At 53.6% G+C, this 16,120-nt stretch carries 13 protein-coding genes; 6 read left to right on the plus strand and 7 right to left on the minus strand.

Annotation, left to right across the window (positions count from 1 at the left end):
- The first annotated feature begins 32 nt into the window (after nucleotides 1–32).
- Both H8K43_RS03525 and fumC read left to right on the plus strand, forming a co-directional pair.
- Nucleotides 33–827: a nucleotidyltransferase domain-containing protein gene (locus H8K43_RS03525; RefSeq protein WP_186902599.1), complete on the plus strand. Its 795-nt coding sequence runs from the start codon at nucleotides 33–35 to the stop codon at nucleotides 825–827.
- Between the two features lie 286 nt (nucleotides 828–1,113).
- Nucleotides 1,114–2,511 (plus strand): class II fumarate hydratase, encoded by a 1,398-nt coding sequence (gene fumC / locus H8K43_RS03530; protein ID WP_186902600.1) that lies wholly within the window; start codon nucleotides 1,114–1,116, stop codon nucleotides 2,509–2,511.
- A gap of 25 nt (nucleotides 2,512–2,536) precedes the next feature.
- Here the strand turns inward: fumC and H8K43_RS03535 are convergent, their stop codons facing one another.
- The 4 genes from H8K43_RS03535 to H8K43_RS03550 are packed head-to-tail and all read right to left on the minus strand — an operon-like array spanning nucleotide 2,537 to nucleotide 5,962.
- Nucleotides 2,537–3,145: a PqiC family protein gene (locus H8K43_RS03535; RefSeq protein ID WP_186902601.1), complete on the minus strand. Its 609-nt coding sequence runs from the start codon at nucleotides 3,143–3,145 to the stop codon at nucleotides 2,537–2,539.
- A complete protein-coding gene (locus H8K43_RS03540; protein ID WP_186902602.1) occupies nucleotides 3,132–4,802 on the minus strand; it encodes a PqiB family protein in 1,671 nt (556 codons plus the stop codon). The genes H8K43_RS03535 and H8K43_RS03540 overlap by 14 nt, the downstream gene beginning before the upstream one ends.
- Complete coding sequence (locus H8K43_RS03545) at nucleotides 4,795–5,448, minus strand: paraquat-inducible protein A (RefSeq protein WP_408058489.1); 654 nt, start codon at nucleotides 5,446–5,448, stop codon at nucleotides 4,795–4,797. The genes H8K43_RS03540 and H8K43_RS03545 overlap by 8 nt, the downstream gene beginning before the upstream one ends.
- A gap of 1 nt (nucleotide 5,449) precedes the next feature.
- Entirely contained in the window at nucleotides 5,450–5,962 is a 513-nt protein-coding gene (locus tag H8K43_RS03550) for a paraquat-inducible protein A (RefSeq protein WP_186902603.1), read from the minus strand.
- A gap of 334 nt (nucleotides 5,963–6,296) precedes the next feature.
- Here H8K43_RS03550 and yjjG point away from each other — a divergent pair, with 334 nt between their 5' ends.
- Both yjjG and H8K43_RS03560 read left to right on the plus strand, forming a co-directional pair.
- Nucleotides 6,297–6,986, plus strand: coding sequence for a pyrimidine 5'-nucleotidase (gene yjjG, locus H8K43_RS03555; protein ID WP_186902604.1), 690 nt, complete (start codon nucleotides 6,297–6,299; stop codon nucleotides 6,984–6,986).
- Nucleotides 6,987–7,237: 251 nt separating this feature from the next.
- Nucleotides 7,238–10,474 carry an AAA family ATPase gene (locus H8K43_RS03560; protein WP_186902605.1) on the plus strand — a complete coding sequence of 1,079 codons (3,237 nt, stop codon included), beginning with the start codon at nucleotides 7,238–7,240 and terminating at the stop codon, nucleotides 10,472–10,474.
- 113 nt (nucleotides 10,475–10,587) lie between these two features.
- Here the strand turns inward: H8K43_RS03560 and H8K43_RS03565 are convergent, their stop codons facing one another.
- A complete protein-coding gene (locus tag H8K43_RS03565) occupies nucleotides 10,588–11,541 on the minus strand; it encodes a cation diffusion facilitator family transporter (RefSeq protein WP_186902606.1) in 954 nt (317 codons plus the stop codon).
- Between the two features lie 141 nt (nucleotides 11,542–11,682).
- Between H8K43_RS03565 and H8K43_RS03570 the strand changes: the two genes are divergently transcribed.
- Nucleotides 11,683–12,594, plus strand: a complete 912-nt coding sequence (locus H8K43_RS03570) for a cytochrome c (protein ID WP_186902607.1) — start codon at nucleotides 11,683–11,685, stop codon at nucleotides 12,592–12,594.
- A gap of 116 nt (nucleotides 12,595–12,710) precedes the next feature.
- Here the strand turns inward: H8K43_RS03570 and H8K43_RS03575 are convergent, their stop codons facing one another.
- Nucleotides 12,711–12,989, minus strand: coding sequence for a hypothetical protein (locus tag H8K43_RS03575; protein WP_186902608.1), 279 nt, complete (start codon nucleotides 12,987–12,989; stop codon nucleotides 12,711–12,713).
- Nucleotides 12,990–13,308: 319 nt separating this feature from the next.
- Between H8K43_RS03575 and H8K43_RS03580 the strand changes: the two genes are divergently transcribed.
- Nucleotides 13,309–14,598 carry an alkaline phosphatase family protein gene (locus H8K43_RS03580; RefSeq protein WP_329604473.1) on the plus strand — a complete coding sequence of 430 codons (1,290 nt, stop codon included), beginning with the start codon at nucleotides 13,309–13,311 and terminating at the stop codon, nucleotides 14,596–14,598.
- Between the two features lie 20 nt (nucleotides 14,599–14,618).
- On the opposite strand, the gene H8K43_RS03585 is transcribed toward H8K43_RS03580, so the two are convergent.
- Nucleotides 14,619–15,992: a 3'-5' exonuclease family protein gene (locus H8K43_RS03585; RefSeq protein WP_222610956.1), complete on the minus strand. Its 1,374-nt coding sequence runs from the start codon at nucleotides 15,990–15,992 to the stop codon at nucleotides 14,619–14,621.
- Nucleotides 15,993–16,120: the final 128 nt, after the last annotated feature.

A 16,120-nucleotide genomic window follows, 5' to 3' on the forward strand; every position in this document is an offset into this window, starting at 1 on the left:
GGCGATCAAATTAATCAGAAAGAAGAATGGATATGAACAGGATACCTGAGACCGTGCGCGAAGAGATAGTGCGCCGTATCCGCCGGGCAGAAGATGAACACGGTGTGCGCGTATTGCTTGCGGTTGAATCGGGGAGCCGCGCCTGGGGCTTCGAGTCGCCCAACAGCGACTTCGATGCGCGCTTTATCTACGCCAATCCGCGTGACTGGTATTTGTCAGTGGGCCTGGAAGAACAACGCGATGTGATCGAATATCCTATCGTTGATGAGATCGACCTGAACGGCTGGGATGTACGCAAAGCCTTGCGGTTGTTTCGGAAATCGAATCCCGCATTCGTCGAATGGATACAGTCGCCTGTCATCTACGCAGAAAATACGTGCTTTGCGCAAGACGTGCGTCAGCTGCTGCCGGAAATCTATTCGTGCCAGAATGGGATCTACCATTACAGAAGCATGGCGAAAACCAATTACCGGACATATCTGAAAGCGGATCTGGTGCCGCTTAAAAAATATTTCTACGTTCTACGCCCTTTGCTGACCGTGCGCTGGCTGCAGCGTTACGGCAGCGCAGCACCGATAGAGTTTAGCAAATTGCTGCATTTGATCGAAGATGAACCAGGCTTAGTCGCCGACATTCATGCGCTGCTCGAACAAAAACGTGCAGCGCCGGAATTAGGTCTGTCATCACCGGTGCTAAGCATTAACGCATTTGTTGAACGCGAGTTAGAGCGGCTGGAAGCAATCGTGCCCACTACAGCACAACGCGAACATATCACCACCAAATTGAATGCCGTTTTTCATCGCAGCTTGCAGCAGGCCTGGGCTTGATTGGATGATATGAAGGCGGTGATTGCACCTTGGTGTCTATCTTCTGCTTTTTTTGCTGCGTGTGGATTTAAGCTTGGGTTACACGGAAGGTCAGGCGTTTTTTGATCATTTCAGACAGCTAGCTTTTGTAGGCCAGACTGTACTTTGATTCCTTGTCGTTTGTGCTGACTAACAGCTGGGTGCATAATTTGAGTGAATAAGAGTGAGTGGCAGGCGACATGCTTGTCTGGGTTTTTGTTGTGACGCATCGCACTTCGGCATGATGCGATAAACCAGAGGGAAAATCATGCAATTAAGCAGAATTGAATCAGACTCCATGGGCAGTATCGCTGTCCCTGCCGACTGTTACTGGGGTGCGCAGACCGAGCGCTCGGTGCATCATTTTCCTATCGGGGTGGCGCGTTTCCGCTGGCAGCGTCCGGTCATCCGCGCACTTGGCATACTCAAGCGCGCAGCCGCAGAAGCGAATGTGGAACTGGGTGAACTGGAGCCACAGCTGGGGGCATGGATCATGCAGGCAGCCGATGAAGTCATCGCCGGAACGCTGGACCGGCACTTTCCTTTAGTGGTGTTTCAGACCGGCTCAGGTACGCAATCAAATATGAATGCGAATGAAGTGATATCCAATCGCGCCATCGAATTAGCGGGCGGTGTGATGGGCAGTAAGCAGCCGGTGCATCCGAATGATCATGTCAATCGCGGACAATCCTCCAACGACACTTTTCCGACTGCCATGCATATCGCCGTGGTGTCTGAATTGTTTGCACAGCTGTTCCCGTCCGTGACGCAATTGCGAAATACGCTGGCGCAGAAAGCGCAGGATTACCATGATGTGGTCAAGACCGGACGCACCCATTTACAGGATGCGACGCCGATTACCTTAGGGCAGGAAATAGGTGCCTGGGTGGCGCAAATCGACTTTGGCCTGGCAGCGGTTCATTCGGCTTTGCCCGGCTTATACGATCTGGCCATCGGTGGTACGGCTGTCGGCACCGGCTTAAATGCGCATCCACAATTTGGTGATCTGGCTGCGAGCCGGATTGCGCAATTGACTGGGCAGCCATTTCGTTCTGCATCCAATAAATTCTTTGCCTTGTCTGCGCATGACGCTATGGTGCAGGTATCGGCGGCGCTCAGAACGCTGGCTGGTGGCCTGATGAAAATGGCCAATGATGTGCGCTGGCTGGCCAGTGGGCCGCGCTGCGGTATCGGTGAATTACGCATACCGGAAACGGAGCCTGGCTCTTCTATCATGCCGGGCAAAGTAAATCCTACTCAGTGTGAAGCATTAACCATGGTTTGCGTACAGGTTTTTGGCAATGATGCGGCGGTCGCGTTTGCGGGTACGCAAGGGAATTTTCAGCTCAATGTATATAAGCCGGTGATGCTGCATAATGTGATGGAGAGCATTGCCTTGCTGGCAGATTCCTGTACTGCATTTGATCAGTTCTGTGCCAGCGGGATAGCGCCAGACCTGGATCGTATTCAAAGTAACCTGGAACGTAATCTGATGTTAGTGACGGCTTTGAATCGTCATATTGGTTATGACAAGGCCGCTGCCATCGCTAAAAAAGCGCAGCATGAAGGCAGCAGCCTGCGCGAAGCGGCACTGGCGCTCGCGTATGTCAGCCCGGCGCAATTCGATGCGTGGGTACAAGCGCTGGAAATGACCAGCAATCAATGAACGCTCGCGCCGCCTTGCTCGCCTCTTAGCTGGCTTGCAAAGCTTTGATGTCAACAGCAATCGCAGTGCTAAGCTGGCGTATCGCATCGGATACGCTGGCGGCCAGTGCGGCATACTGAGGCGATGCCACCGGCACAGTAATCAGCTGATGCTGGCGCCTGAGCGCTTTTCTATCCTTATCCAGCACGACCCAGCTGATATCGAGTTCAGCCGATTTTCCGGGCTTAAGCAGCAAACGCTGCACTTCTATTCTGAGCCGCAAACGCGGCAAACTGGCTTGCTCAGCAGGTTCAGTGGTGACCCAGGCTGAAGCTAAGCTGGTACGCAGATTTCCAGCCAGCGCAAGAGCTATCTGTTCCTCCAAGGGCGCCAGCCAGCGCTGATGTTCGAGCATGCTGAGCTCACCACTTTCATGTTGAACCACGAATTGTGGCCGGTTGATCGCATCCGGAATTTTGACACTTTCGATCAGAATTTCATAAGCCAGTGCGCTGGCCTCGCTGGCTGGCTTGGTTTGTCGCTCATAGTCCAGGCTGTAAAAACGTTCTGTGGCGGTGCTCGCACAACCGCTCAACGTCGCCATGACCGGCAGGCTGAGCAGGCAGATACACAGCCAGTGCTTACTTGTTTTCATTTTTAGGTTTTTCCTTACCGTAGATGAGTGCTTCTGGATGGCGTTCCAGCATATCAGCCAGATTCGCTAAGGCACGCGCTGACTTCGCCACTTGCTTTAATGATTCGCGCATATCCTGTTGCAAAGGCGCGCCTTCGGCCAGTACAGAATTGGCGTGATTGAGCGTGGTACGGGCATCTTTCAACGTCGCAGTGAGTTCTGGTGTCACATCGCTGTCGATACGACGCGTGAGTTTTTCTGTGTTTTCCAGCGTCTTATTCAGAGTCGCGATGGCGGTAAGCAAATCGGCAGACATTTTATCGAGAGGCAGCCGGTCGACTTTCTTGGCAATGCGTCCTACCGTATCCTGAATTTCACCCAGCCCACCACCTATAGTCGGCAGCACCGGGACTTCGCTATTCCAGTCTATTTTTGCAGCGGGTGCATCAGGAAAAAAATCCAGCGCGATATACAGTTGACCTGTCAGCAGATTACCGGTGCGCTGCTGGGCCCGTAAACCGGAAGCGGTCAGGCTGTTCAGTAAGGCCTTTTCTTTGGCCATTGTTTCATCATCCGGTGCATTGGCACCTGAGCGCAAACGCGTGCGCAGGCGATCCGGATAAATGCTGACCTCGACCGGAAAGCGTGGGATCTTTCCATCACTGCCGAAATCAACACCGATTGATTTCACTTCCCCGATCACGATGCCACGCAAATCCACTGGAGCGCCTTTGCTCAGACCACGCAAGGACTCTTGAAAATACATAACAAAGCTGCGTACCCGGGTATCGGGTGCACGCAAGGCTTCTTCGCGGTTGTCAAACAAAGAGTACACACTACCTTCAAATGCGGGTTTCTCGTCCGGGATCGCATCGTCCCGGTTTTGAAATGCCAGACCACCTTCGATCACCGAAGTCAGCGATTCAGCTGATAATTTGACGCCATTCGCATCCAGCGTCATTTCCATGCCACTGGCATGCCAAAAGCGTGTATCCGCATTCACATACTGGTCATACGGCGCATTGATAAACACCCTGAGTGTGACCCCTTTGCCATCCGGGTCCAGACTGAACTTCGTTACGTGACCTGCGTTGATGTGGCGGAACAGGATAGGCGAACCGTAGGTAATCGAACCAATTTGCTTACCACGTAACACGAATTCTTTACCGACTGAATCGCGTGTCACCAGCGGCGGACTTTCCAAACCATCGAAGTCATCTTTCATGTCAGGCGAGGTACCCGCATCAACGCTGATGTAGGCGCCAGACAGCAGGGTACTTAGCCCTGACACTGAACCACCTGAAATGCGTGGCCGCACTACAAAAAAACGGGTGTCGCTGGATAATAAATCGGCAGCGCTTTTAATCAGTTGCGCTGTAACGATCACGCTTTTCCGGTCTTGCGACAGGCTCAGTGCTTTGATTTGTCCGACATCGACATCCTTGAAACGTAACTTGGTTTTGCCGACTTCCAGACCTTCCGCCGATTTGAAACTGATGGTGATGACCGGGCCGCGGCTGGTGATATTGTGTATCAGCAGCCACAAGCCTATCAGTGCGGCGATCACTGGAATGATCCACACCACAGTAGGATATTTTCGCCGTGGCCGCACTACCAGCGCAGGAGCCTCAGTAACAGCGTTTGTTGCCTGCGTATCGACAGGTGTAGGTTCATTCATGATGGGTCTCAATCGTATCCCAGATTAAACGTGAATCAAAATGCTGAGCTGACAGCATGGTCAGCACCACCACAGCAGCAAAAGCGAAAGCGCCACCACCCGGATACACTGAAGCGAGGCTTTGAAACTGTACCAGCGCCACCAGTACCATCACCACATAGATATCCAGCATGGACCAGCGACCAACTGCCTCCACCAGACGGAACAGCCGGGTGCGCGGCAAAGGCAGCCAGCGTGAGCGACGCCAGCTGCTGATCAGTAACAGGGTCAGCGAAAATAACTTCAGCAGCGGCACCATTATGCTGGCGAAGAAAACCAGCAGGGCCAGCGGCCATGAGCCAGTCGACAGCAATACCACCACGCCGCTTAGTATGGTGTCATCCTCTGCGCCGAAGATGGTTTCGGTATGCATGACGGGCAGCAGGTTAGCCGGTATGTACAGGATGTAGGCGGCGATCAGATAGGCTGCCGCTTTACTCAGTGAATGCGGATCGCGCAGATGTAAATGGGCGCCGCAACGTTCGCAATGAGGCCCTGCCTGCACCGGGCAAAAGGCTTCGCATACCGGACAGCTCAGATAACCGGCCTGTGCGCCGCTGTTGCCCTGGATATGAGGCTGGCGTTGGTTTTCAGTCATATCAGTCATATCAGCCATGCTGACTCCCACGCTGTGCCCATAGCCATAAATTACGCGGTGTCAGCATGCTGCTCATGATGGCGCTGCAGACGATCAGACCGGCACAAGACCAGAACGCAGGGCCGATGATGATTTCAGCTAAATCCTGAAGTTTAACCAGTGACACCAGCAAGCCCAGCATGAATACTTCTATCATGCTCCAGGGCCGGATTTTCTGCAAAATAAGGATAGGTGTCGCCAGTTTGTGGGCTGATATGTGACCGCGTAAAGACAGCACCGTCACATAAATTTCCAGCCCAATTTGTAATGCAGGAATCAGCAGCGTAGTCAGCATCACCAGCAAGGATAAGATATGCATATCCTTATCCCACATCGCTAAAGCAGCACCCAGCAAAGTCGCTTCCCTGCTGGTCTGCTGCAGGTTCAGAGCCATTAAAGGAAACAGATTCATGATGCCAAACAGGATGGCCGCAGTCAGTGTCAACGCCAAAGTCTGCTCAGGTGTGGCACCTGAATGTTTCATCAGCTTCGCTTCGCAACGCGGACAGTAAGCAGACTCACCGGGCGCTAGTACAACGACTGCAGAAATCAGATCACATTCGTGACATACAAGCAGTTTGGTTGATGTGGTCATGGATAAGTACGACTCCTGAGATAAAGTGTTACGCCAGACATAACGAAAAAACACTATACCTGCAAATGATGAATTCTTTACGACTAAGTATTAAATGGTATTTCCCGAAAGTATTTTGGAGCTGATCGAGGCCACATTTTCCCGCGTTATGCCAGCCTGACTTCCCAATCGGGCTTTAGGGTTCTGCGCTACACTGGCTGCTTTTTTCAGCACGGGTGTTTCGATGCAAAGTGTGTCCAAAAAATATGAGTGGGTATTGTTCGATGCCGATGAAACCCTGTTTCACTTTGATGCTTATCGTGGCTTGCAGGCGATGTTTGCAGAGTTTGGCATTGCGTTTGCCGAAACAGATTACGCAGCTTATCAAGTCGTGAACAAGGGCTTATGGCAGCGCTATCAGGAACATCAAATCAGTGCCAGCGATGTGCAGCAATTGCGCTTCACCAGTTGGGCAGAGCGCTTGTCTACTACGCCTGCTGCCTTGAACCAGGCTTTCCTGCATGCGATGGCGGAGATCAGCACTCCCATCGATGGTGTCCCTGAACTACTGCAAACCCTGCATGGCAATACGAAGATGGGCATTATCACCAATGGTTTTACGCAATTACAGCGCATACGTCTGGAGCGTACCGGCTTACAGGCGTATTTTGAAGTGCTGGTGGTATCGGAGGAAGTCGGCGTGGCCAAGCCGGGTCAGCAGATTTTTGATCATGCGCTAGAGCAGATGGGGCATCCTGTGCGTTCTGCGGTGCTGATGGTCGGCGACACGCTGGAATCCGATATTCTCGGTGGCTTGCAAGCCGGGATGGATACCTGCTGGCTCAATCCTGCCCAAAAAGCTGGCACGCCCGGTATCGCGCCGACCTTTGAAGTGACTAATCACCATATGCTGAAAACGCTGTTGACTGCGTAACTTTGACCACAAGCACGGCGATTGTCCCCTGTATGACACGCTTTGTGACCGGTATAGCGGGCGTATCTGCTTCTGTATCAAACCACGCGTAAAAAATATTTTTTCGGCATGGCGCTTTTGTGGCGCGCTTTGCGTCTTTAGAGCATCAGGCCGGATTCCGTGTATTTCACCTCGCCAGCAGGCGCCCGGGATTTCCGTCGAATGAATGGCATTTTTCCATTCAGGCTTGAGCTTCAACAAGGTGCATAGCGATGTCAGATACAGAGATAGAAGTCCCTTTGCCGGTTGCGCAGCGCTTACAGGCAGCACGCGCTGCCTATGCCGACGCCGAACAACACTACCAGGCTTGCAATCAGGCTTTGCAAAGTCATCAGGCCGGTGTGCAGGCGATACAGCAGCAGGCGCAAGAACAACTGCCTAAGGTGGTAGAGGCTGTACGCCAGGAACTGCTGGCTGAACAGCTGAAGAAAACGCCTTGGAAGCCAGCCTTATTGTTGAAGGGCCTGCAACATCGTTTTCCGTTTGCCAATTGGGTTGGCTGGTTGTATCTGCTCGGTATCACGTATTTTTTTGGATTTTTTGGCCTGATGCGGGCTAATTTTGCACTTGGTCTGCCTTACCTGGTTTCCGGCTTGTTCAGCTTCACGGGATTGCTGTTCGTCTGGTTGCCATATATCGCGATGGTACGTACAGCCAGACGTGGCAGCGCGCTGCAAGAGCTGAAAAAGCAATATCAACAGCTCGATGAGCAATTGGCAAAGGCCAGTATTCACTTACTGGCCTTTGCCGGCAAAGAATCCGGTGATCCTAAGTATCCTTACTCTGCTGTGATTTATCCGGGTGAAAACCCATCTGAGCTGGGCTGCACCAGCTTCCGCCTTGGACAGGTCGCTAAACGTTATCTGGGTGCCTCGTTGCTGCAATTCACCGAGCAGGGGCAGTCGGCCCAGCCTAAGCGTGCCTGGCTGGCTTATTTGCCAGAGCAAAAAAAACTGCTGCTGGAAGGCGAACATTACTTTTTTATGGCAGAACGTTGTCAGCCACACTGGATGGACTTACTTAGTCAGCACCATGCAAGTCTGCAACAGGTGGTTGCGGCCAGCCAGTCTGTGCGCGCCGCTTATCAGGTATTGGAAGCCGCACACCAGCAATTGCAGAAATGCGAACAACTGGTCAGTCTCTGGCGCGAAGTTGCGGTTCCGGATGCGCTGGCGGATAAGCTGATCAAGCTGGTCGATTTATTTGCAAGCCGCTCGGAAGTTTCACCTAAAGGGATTTTGCTGTACGGACCACCTGGTACTGGTAAAACAACGATTGCTGAATTGCTCGCAAAAACAGCGGATGTGCATTTCATGAGCGTCAGTGAGTCGGATCTGAAAGGCAGTTACCAGGGGCATACCTCACCCAAAGTCAAAGCAGTATTTGAAGCTACGCGTAAACAGAGTCCATGCATATTGTTTGTGGATGAGTGTGAAGGCATCTTCAAGCGCCGTGGCGGTGCCAGTTCAAGTGGTGTGAATTTCGATGATGAACTGGTCAAAGAATTCTTGAGTCAGTGGGGCGGCATCGCGCAGAGCGGGCAGGTGATGGTGGTGGGTGCTACCAATCTGCGCGATGGCATTGATGATGCAATATTGTCGCGTTTCACCAGTGTGGTGGAAGTTGGTTTGCCGGATGCGCGTAACCGCGAAAAAATTCTGAAAGCAGAATTGCTTAAGGCCAAGCTGATCGCCCCTGCAGAGATGAAAGCCATCGTGCGCGAAACCAGCGGCATGAGCGGGCGCGACCTGCATCAGCTGGTGATCGCCATCGCGGCTGAGCTGGCGGGGCGCAATGATCCGGAGGCGGCTGAAATCCTCAAGGAAGTCAGGCGTCAGCGCGGTAAAAATTCCAGCGAGGTCAGTGATCTGGGCTGGGACGATATCGTCTTACCGGAGCTGGTGAAAAAGTCGTTTATTAATCTGGGTAAGATGCTGCGCAATAGCGAAGAGCTGAAAAAGAGTGGTATTGATACCCCGCGTGGCGCCTTGCTGTGGGGCCCGCCGGGTACCGGTAAGACCCAGCTGGCGCGGGTGTTGGCGAATGAGGCCGGACTGGCTTTTCTGACCTGTACCACGGCTGAACTGAAGCAGGGCACGGTAGGCCGCTCCGGTAATGCGGTACGCAGTCTGTTTGAACGTGCGCGTAATCAGTCACCCTGCATCCTGTTCATCGATGAAATCGAAATTCTGGCACCGGCGCGCGGTGCACAGAACAGCACTTCGGCGACCGAAGAAGTGGTTGGCCAGCTGTTACAGGAAATGGATGGCGCAAAAAGTCATCAGGGGCTGGTGTTTGTGCTGGCCGCCTCGAATTTGCCGGATCAGATTGATAGTGCTGTGTTATCACGTCTGGAGCAAAAACTGGAACTGCCTTTACCTGACCGTGGTAGCCGCGAAGCGATCCTGCAAAGCTTATTGCGTAAGAAGCCGCTGGGCTTTGATTTGATTGAAGCAGCAGCGACGCTGGGCAAGATGACGGAAGGGAAATCCGGACGCGACTTGCGTACCCTGGTCGAAGTCGCGGCGCGCAAGGCCACTGAACGTGCCTTGCTGAGTGGTGAGGATATCCACCCTGAACGTAATCCAGTTTGTCTGCAGATGGATGATTTGCTGCAGCAATTAGAAGACAGTAAGCAATCGACTAAGGTTGAAACTTTAAGCTGGGATGATATTGTGCTGCCGGATGAATTGCGGCAGCAGTTTGAAGCACTGGGTCGCATGATACGCAATGCGGAGCAGCTCAAGGCCAGCGGTATCAATGCACCGCGCAGCGCCTTATTGTGGGGCCCGCCGGGCACAGGTAAGACACAGCTGGCCAGGGTACTCGCGAGTCAGTCTGGCTTATCCTTTTTTGCCCCTTCCACGGCTGAGATACAGAAGCAATGGATAGGTCACTCGGGAACTGCTGTGAAAGCGATGTTTGACAAGGCGCGCAGTCAGTCACCCTGCATCCTGTTCATCGATGAAATGGAAATTCTGGCGGCCAAACGGGGTGAACACAGCAAATCCTTTTCTGAAGAAATCATCGGTCAGCTGTTACAGGAAATGGATGGCGCACAAAGCAAGCAGGGACAAGTGTTCGTACTGGCTGCGTCCAATCATCCGGAACTGATCGACCCGGCAGTGTTATCGCGTTTTGCCCAGAAAATTGAATTGCCTTTGCCTGACCTGGCGGCACGTCAGACGATAGTGCGGCAATTGCTGCGTGATAAACCGCTGGCCTTTGATGCGGATATTGCCAGTCTGGAACTGGCCGCACGCACCGAGGGCAAGTCCGGGCGTGATTTGCGCAGTCTGATTGAGATCGCTTCGAATCAGGCCACCACCCGTTGTCTGCTGCGTGGTGATATTGATCCGGTTACTAATCCCATCCACATAGAATTGCAGGATCTGACCCGGCAATTAGAGGAAACTGTGACGCAGACTGAGATCAGATCTGTCGTCTGATGCAAAAAAGGGAGCCCGCGGGCTCCCTTTTTTTTGTGCCTGATTCTGTCTGAATCTGTACGAATCTGCCTGAATCTGCCTGAATCTGCTTAATGGCTATCGCCTATGACCTGTCATGCAGGCGGCTGATGATCGCGGTCAGGACGTTTCCAGGGGTCGATATGTGTCATCAGATTCAGCACTCTGTGTCTTTGCATCACGCGCTGGCGCGCGAGTACCGCAATGTCGTGCCCGGCTTCAACCGTGATATTGGCATCGACTTCGATATGCGCATCGACCACGATCATGTCACCCATTTTGCGCGTGTGTACATCGTGCGCATTAATCACGCCTGGAGTTTCGAGCAAGGTCAGGCGTATTGCCGCGACTTCCTCTTCATCGGCCGCGCGATCCATCAGATCATGCAAGGCTTCCCAGCCAAATTCCCAACCCATGCGCGCCACCATAAAGCCCACGATCAGCGCTGCAATCGGATCGAGTATCGGATAACCGGCCATATTGCCTATGATGCCCAGCCCTACGACCAGCGACGAAGCCGCGTCTGAGCGTGCATGCCAGGCATTGGCCACCAGCATGCTGGATTTCACCTTCTGCGCGACCGCCAGCATATAGCGGAACAGCAGTTCTTTAGAGATCAGTGCCAGTCCGGCTACCCACAGCGCTATGCTATGTACCTGTGGTACCAATTCCGGTGTTTCCAGCTTGCGGAAAGCCGACCACAGCATGCCGCTGCCGACCGCCAGCAGTATCAGTCCAAGTACCAGTGAGGCAGCATTTTCAAAACGCTGATGGCCGTAAGGATGATCGGTATCTGCCGCCTTTTTGCTGTGATGGCTGGCCAGCAGCACCACAAAATCCGATATCAGATCGGACAGCGAATGAATGGCATCGGCAATCAAGGCCTGGGAATGGCTGAAGAAACCGACCACGAACTGTACGCTGGTCAGCAATATGTTGACCACGACGCTGGTCCAGGTGCTGCGGCTGGCCGCAGCTGCACGCTGCGCTGCGCCTAAGGGGCCATCCTGCCCGTCTTCGTGATCATCATGAAATTCTTGGTTATCCATCTTTTTCCAGCTTGAGGGTTGGTGGGTCAGTGCAAAACTGTGCACACAGCGAGGTGACATGGGACAATGGCGAAGAGCCGCAGTTTTTATCCAGCGTCCTGACGCTGCTCAGCATCGCATTTCAGTTTGAAAGGAACTTACATGATCATAACGCAAACCAGGCAATCTGGCCGCGCATGGCTCAGATCCGGCCTGTCTGCAGCCCTGCTGTTGAGCCTGTCATGCAGTGTCGTACTGAGTGCCTGTAGCTGGACGCATGCTGGCACGGCGCAAACAGTCCCCAAGCTGCGCGACAGCACAAGCAAAGAGCAGACGGTGTTGCAGGTACAGACAGCGACTCAGACCCTGCAATTGAGCCGGGCGCAGTTACTGGCTTTGCCTGAGTTGAAGACGATAGCGCTGGAGTCCGATGTGGCTTATGGCGGACGTCGCAGCTACCGTGCTTTGCCGTTGCAGACTTTTTATCCGGATTTGTCTGCGCTGAATTTGCAATTCACCGCGCTGGATGGCTTTGTCGCGACCTTGCCTGCCAGTGTATTCAACACCTCTGCCCGTCCCTGGTTAGCGATAGAAGATGCCGCAGCTCCCTGGCCTGCGCTGGCGGCTGGCAAGCCCAGTGCCGGCCCGGTCTATCTGGTCTGGCAAGATCCGGAACATCAGGTGTCCAGCGAGCAGTGGCCGTATCAGATCGCTAAAATCAGCCTGACACAAACCCTGGAGCAGCGTTATCCGCAGCTACTGCCACGAGCCAGCGGCCCGCAGCAGACGCAGGCTTTACGTGGCATGCAGGTCTATACCAAAAATTGTGCAGCCTGCCACAGTATGAATGGCGGCGGTGATGCAAAACTGGGGCCGGATCTGAATCTGCCACATAGTCCGGTTGAGTATTTTCAGGAAGGGATGTTGCGTCAGCTGATACGCAATCCGGCCAGCGTGCGCAGCTGGCCTGCTTCGGCGATGCCGGGATTTAATCTGCAATCGCTGTCCGCGCAAGAGTTGGATGACTTGCTGCTGTATTTCAGGCAAATGGCACAGCAAAAAGAAAAGGACTGACGCCAAAGCGCCCCGGCGGCCTGATGGCTCCTTGGCGTGACAATTTTGCGTCAGGCCTAAAAAATAAAAAAGCACAGCCCTCAATTGCTGGCTGTGCCGTCTTGCGGAGCCTGCGCTCAGGCGCTGGTATTAATCAGACGCCCAACCACCTGGCCGCTGCCATTCACGCTGGGCTTGGGTTTGTTTTCCTGCGCCGCACGCGCCTGTTGTAACGCATCGGCAGACTGTGTCGCCTGCGCGGCTTGCGCCACTTGCTGCGTCTGGGTTTCCGCCTTCACCTTCTGATTTTCCTGTTTGACTTTGTTCAGCTCACCATCGCGTTGTTTGAGTCTTTGCACATTGTTGCTATAGGTATCTGCCTGCGATGACTGATTGTTGACGCTTCCGATATTCATGATCTTTCCTTACTGACGCACAAGTGAGATTGTAATTTCCAATTGGAAATAAATTTCTACCCCCAGGTATAGAAGAAAAACTTCCTGAATACAATGGAAAGAAGTTAATTTCTGGTTGCCTGGAATGGGTTGGGTAGTATTCACTATCCTGTTTACCATTTAAATTCGGGGATTTATCTGGCTTGATGAACACATCTTTGCCCAGCGCTCATGCGTAAAAACAGTCGTCATGCAATTGCCATGTGGCATGGTTATACTTGCAGCCCTAACACGCTTGCTGAAGCAAAGCTCATTTCGATTTTTATTGTCAGGAAAATACGTGCTGAATTCTTTACCCCGACTGCGTTTTGCCCCGGCGCTTTTGATTGCGCCTTTACTTACTTTACTGAGTGCCTGTACCCAGTTACCAGGCACGCCTGCCGCCAATACGACAGCCACAGCGCCTGCCGCGCTCAGTTACCGCGCACCTTTAGCGGCTCCGGTGATTCTGGTGTCGATAGATGGTTTCCGTCCTGATTACCTCAAACGCGGCGTCTCGCCTACGCTGAATGCGCTGGCCAGCCAGGGCGTGCTGGCAGATGTGATGCGGCCGTCATTTCCTTCGATTACTTTCCCGAATCATTACACCCTGGTCACAGGCTTGCGCCCGGATCATCACGGCATCGTCGGTAACACCATGGTGGATGCGGCGATTCCTGGTGTGAAATTCACACTGAGTAACCGTGATGCAGTGACGGATCGCCGCTGGTGGGATCAGGCTGAGCCTGTCTGGGTGACGGCAGAAAAAAATGGCGTGCGCAGCGCCACCATGTTCTGGCCCGGTTCGGAAGCAGCAATACATGGCGTGCGTCCCGGCGAATGGCGTATGTTTGATGGCAAGGTCACGCCGGATCAGCGCGTTGATACCTTGCTGGGCTGGTTAGATAAACCGGCTGCAGAGCGGCCTTCCATGCTGACTTTGTATTTTGATGATGTCGATCATGCCGGTCATGATGACGGCCCAGACAGCCAGATGGTGACTGAGGCGGTAGCACACGTGGACCGTGCGCTGGCACGTCTGATGGCGGGGCTGAAAGCGCGTCAGATCGAAGCCAATCTGGTGATCGTATCCGATCATGGCATGGCTGCGACCAGCGCACAGCGCACTATCGCGCTCGATCAGCTGGTACCAGCTGCCAGCTTCCGTATGGTCAATAGCGGCACCTATGCTGCATTTGAAGCGGTACCTGGTAAAGAGGCTGAACTGGAAGCTGCTTTGCTGAAACCGCATGCCCATATGCAGTGCTGGAAAAAAGCCCAGATCCCGGCGCGCTTTGAATTTGGTCGCAATCCACGGGTTCCATCCTATCTGTGTCTGGCTGAAACCGGCTGGCTGATTTTTGCTGATCAGAATCCTAAGAACCGCAGCAATGGCGGCGCGCATGGCTATGACAATCTGGCGCCGGAAATGGGCGCGCTGTTCATCGCCCACGGCCCGGCATTCCGTCCGGCGGCGCGTTTGCAAAGTCTGGATAATGTGGATGTCTATCCTTTGCTGATGCGCCTGATACAAGTGCCTGCGCTGGCTTCTGACGGTAAGCCGGAAGTCACGCAAGGCATTTTGAAGTAATCCACTGTGGCCTGCAGCGCTCAGGCGCTGTAGGCTTGCATGCGGTTCAGGTATTTGACCAGTATCCGGTAGGTGTCGCGATCAAAGCGCGGCTTGCCGGATGCCAGCAAGTCCGGCACCTGGTCCAGCGTCTCGGCACGACCCAGATAGCACCAGGCCTCGATCACATGATAGACCCCGGCTTCCTGCAGCAAGGCAGGTCCGGCAAATGGCCATGCTTTGAGCTTCATCTCGGCCAGCGCTTCGATCAGACGCAGATTATGTTGTAAGGCGCTTTCCTGACCCACGCAGGCCCCCTTGCATTGCTTGAGCTGGCGCGCAAAACAGGGTTTGCCATTGCCGCCTTTTTCCAGTCCCAGCGTGGCCGCGCACAATTGATATTGTTTGACGGCTTGCAATAAAAATTCACGTGCACTGGCACCGCTTTTAAACAAGCCATATAACTGTTCCTGTCTGCCGAGATCCAGATCGCGGCCATACACCAGTTGCGGTTGCAGCAGGCCGCTGCCCAGATCGCTCAGGCGCCATGAGCAGAATTCGCTATTCCTGCGTAACTGACGGTTCAGGGTAGGCTGTTTTTCCTTGATCAGGCGTGCCTCGGTAATCAGCGCATCGATTTCACCCGCGCATTCTATCCACTCTATGTCCCTGACTTGCTGGGAAATGTTCATTTCCTTAGCCAGTGCATGATCAGCCGAGAAATGCGATAACACGCGCTGGCGCAGGGTATTGCTCTTGCCGACGTAGATAGGCAGCCGGTTTTCACCATAGAACAGATAGACGCCATAGCCCTTAGGTAACTGGTCGACGATATCGGCGTCCAGATGCGGTGGCAGCGCCGGACGTGAACTTAGCTCCTTCACCGCTGCCAATAAGGCGGCTTCGCCCGGCACCTGTTGTAACGCCTGCCAGAACTGCAGCAGGGCATCGGCATCGGTCATCGCACGATGTCGCTCGCCGACCACGATCTGATGTCTTTCTATGATGCTGTCGAGATTGTGTTTGACGAATTGCGGGAACAGCTTGCGCGACAGCTTGAGCGTACACAGCACCGGCGCGCGGTAAGACATCTCCAGACGGCGGAATTCGTTTTTCAAAAAACCGTAATCAAAGCGCGCATTGTGCGCCACCAGCATATGGCCTTGCAGCTGCGCCAGAATCTGCGGTGCCAGCTCGGCGAACAGCGGCTGATCCGCCACCATCGCATTGCTGATGCCGGTCAGTTGTTCGACGAAGGGCGGTATCTGGGTTTCCGGGTTGATCAGTTGTGACCAGCGTTCTATGTGTGCACCGTCAAAACGGATGATGGCGATTTCGGTAATCCGGTCACGGGTGGCGATCGTGCCTGTGGTTTCCAGATCCACAAATGCCAGAGGTGTTGCAAATTTGCTCAAGATGGGACTCAGTGTTCAAGATGTGGCGTCATTGTATCGCGTTAGTCTGCACGTGGCTTTCTCCTGTGAAATCTGCCTGCGTTGCAGTCCGCTTGAAAATCAACCGGAACCGGATTAGAGCTGCTATC

The organism is Cognatundibacterium curvum (assembly GCF_014284235.1).
Classification (GTDB): domain Bacteria; phylum Pseudomonadota; class Gammaproteobacteria; order Burkholderiales; family Burkholderiaceae_D; genus Undibacterium; species Undibacterium curvum.

What these genes read in the sequence shown, in the direction of transcription:
- H8K43_RS03525 (WP_186902599.1), top strand. Translation starts at nt 33, where the DNA reads ATGAACAGGATACCTGAGACCGTGCGCGAAGAGATAGTGCGCCGTATC.
- fumC (WP_186902600.1), top strand. Translation starts at nt 1,114, where the DNA reads ATGCAATTAAGCAGAATTGAATCAGACTCCATGGGCAGTATCGCTGTC.
- H8K43_RS03535 (WP_186902601.1), bottom strand. Translation starts at nt 3,145, where the DNA reads ATGAAAACAAGTAAGCACTGGCTGTGTATCTGCCTGCTCAGCCTGCCG.
- H8K43_RS03540 (WP_186902602.1), bottom strand. Translation starts at nt 4,802, where the DNA reads ATGAATGAACCTACACCTGTCGATACGCAGGCAACAAACGCTGTTACT.
- H8K43_RS03545 (WP_408058489.1), bottom strand. Translation starts at nt 5,448, where the DNA reads ATGACTGATATGACTGAAAACCAACGCCAGCCTCATATCCAGGGCAAC.
- H8K43_RS03550 (WP_186902603.1), bottom strand. Translation starts at nt 5,962, where the DNA reads ATGAAACATTCAGGTGCCACACCTGAGCAGACTTTGGCGTTGACACTG.
- yjjG (WP_186902604.1), top strand. Translation starts at nt 6,297, where the DNA reads ATGCAAAGTGTGTCCAAAAAATATGAGTGGGTATTGTTCGATGCCGAT.
- H8K43_RS03560 (WP_186902605.1), top strand. Translation starts at nt 7,238, where the DNA reads ATGTCAGATACAGAGATAGAAGTCCCTTTGCCGGTTGCGCAGCGCTTA.
- H8K43_RS03565 (WP_186902606.1), bottom strand. Translation starts at nt 11,541, where the DNA reads ATGGATAACCAAGAATTTCATGATGATCACGAAGACGGGCAGGATGGC.
- H8K43_RS03570 (WP_186902607.1), top strand. Translation starts at nt 11,683, where the DNA reads ATGATCATAACGCAAACCAGGCAATCTGGCCGCGCATGGCTCAGATCC.
- H8K43_RS03575 (WP_186902608.1), bottom strand. Translation starts at nt 12,989, where the DNA reads ATGAATATCGGAAGCGTCAACAATCAGTCATCGCAGGCAGATACCTAT.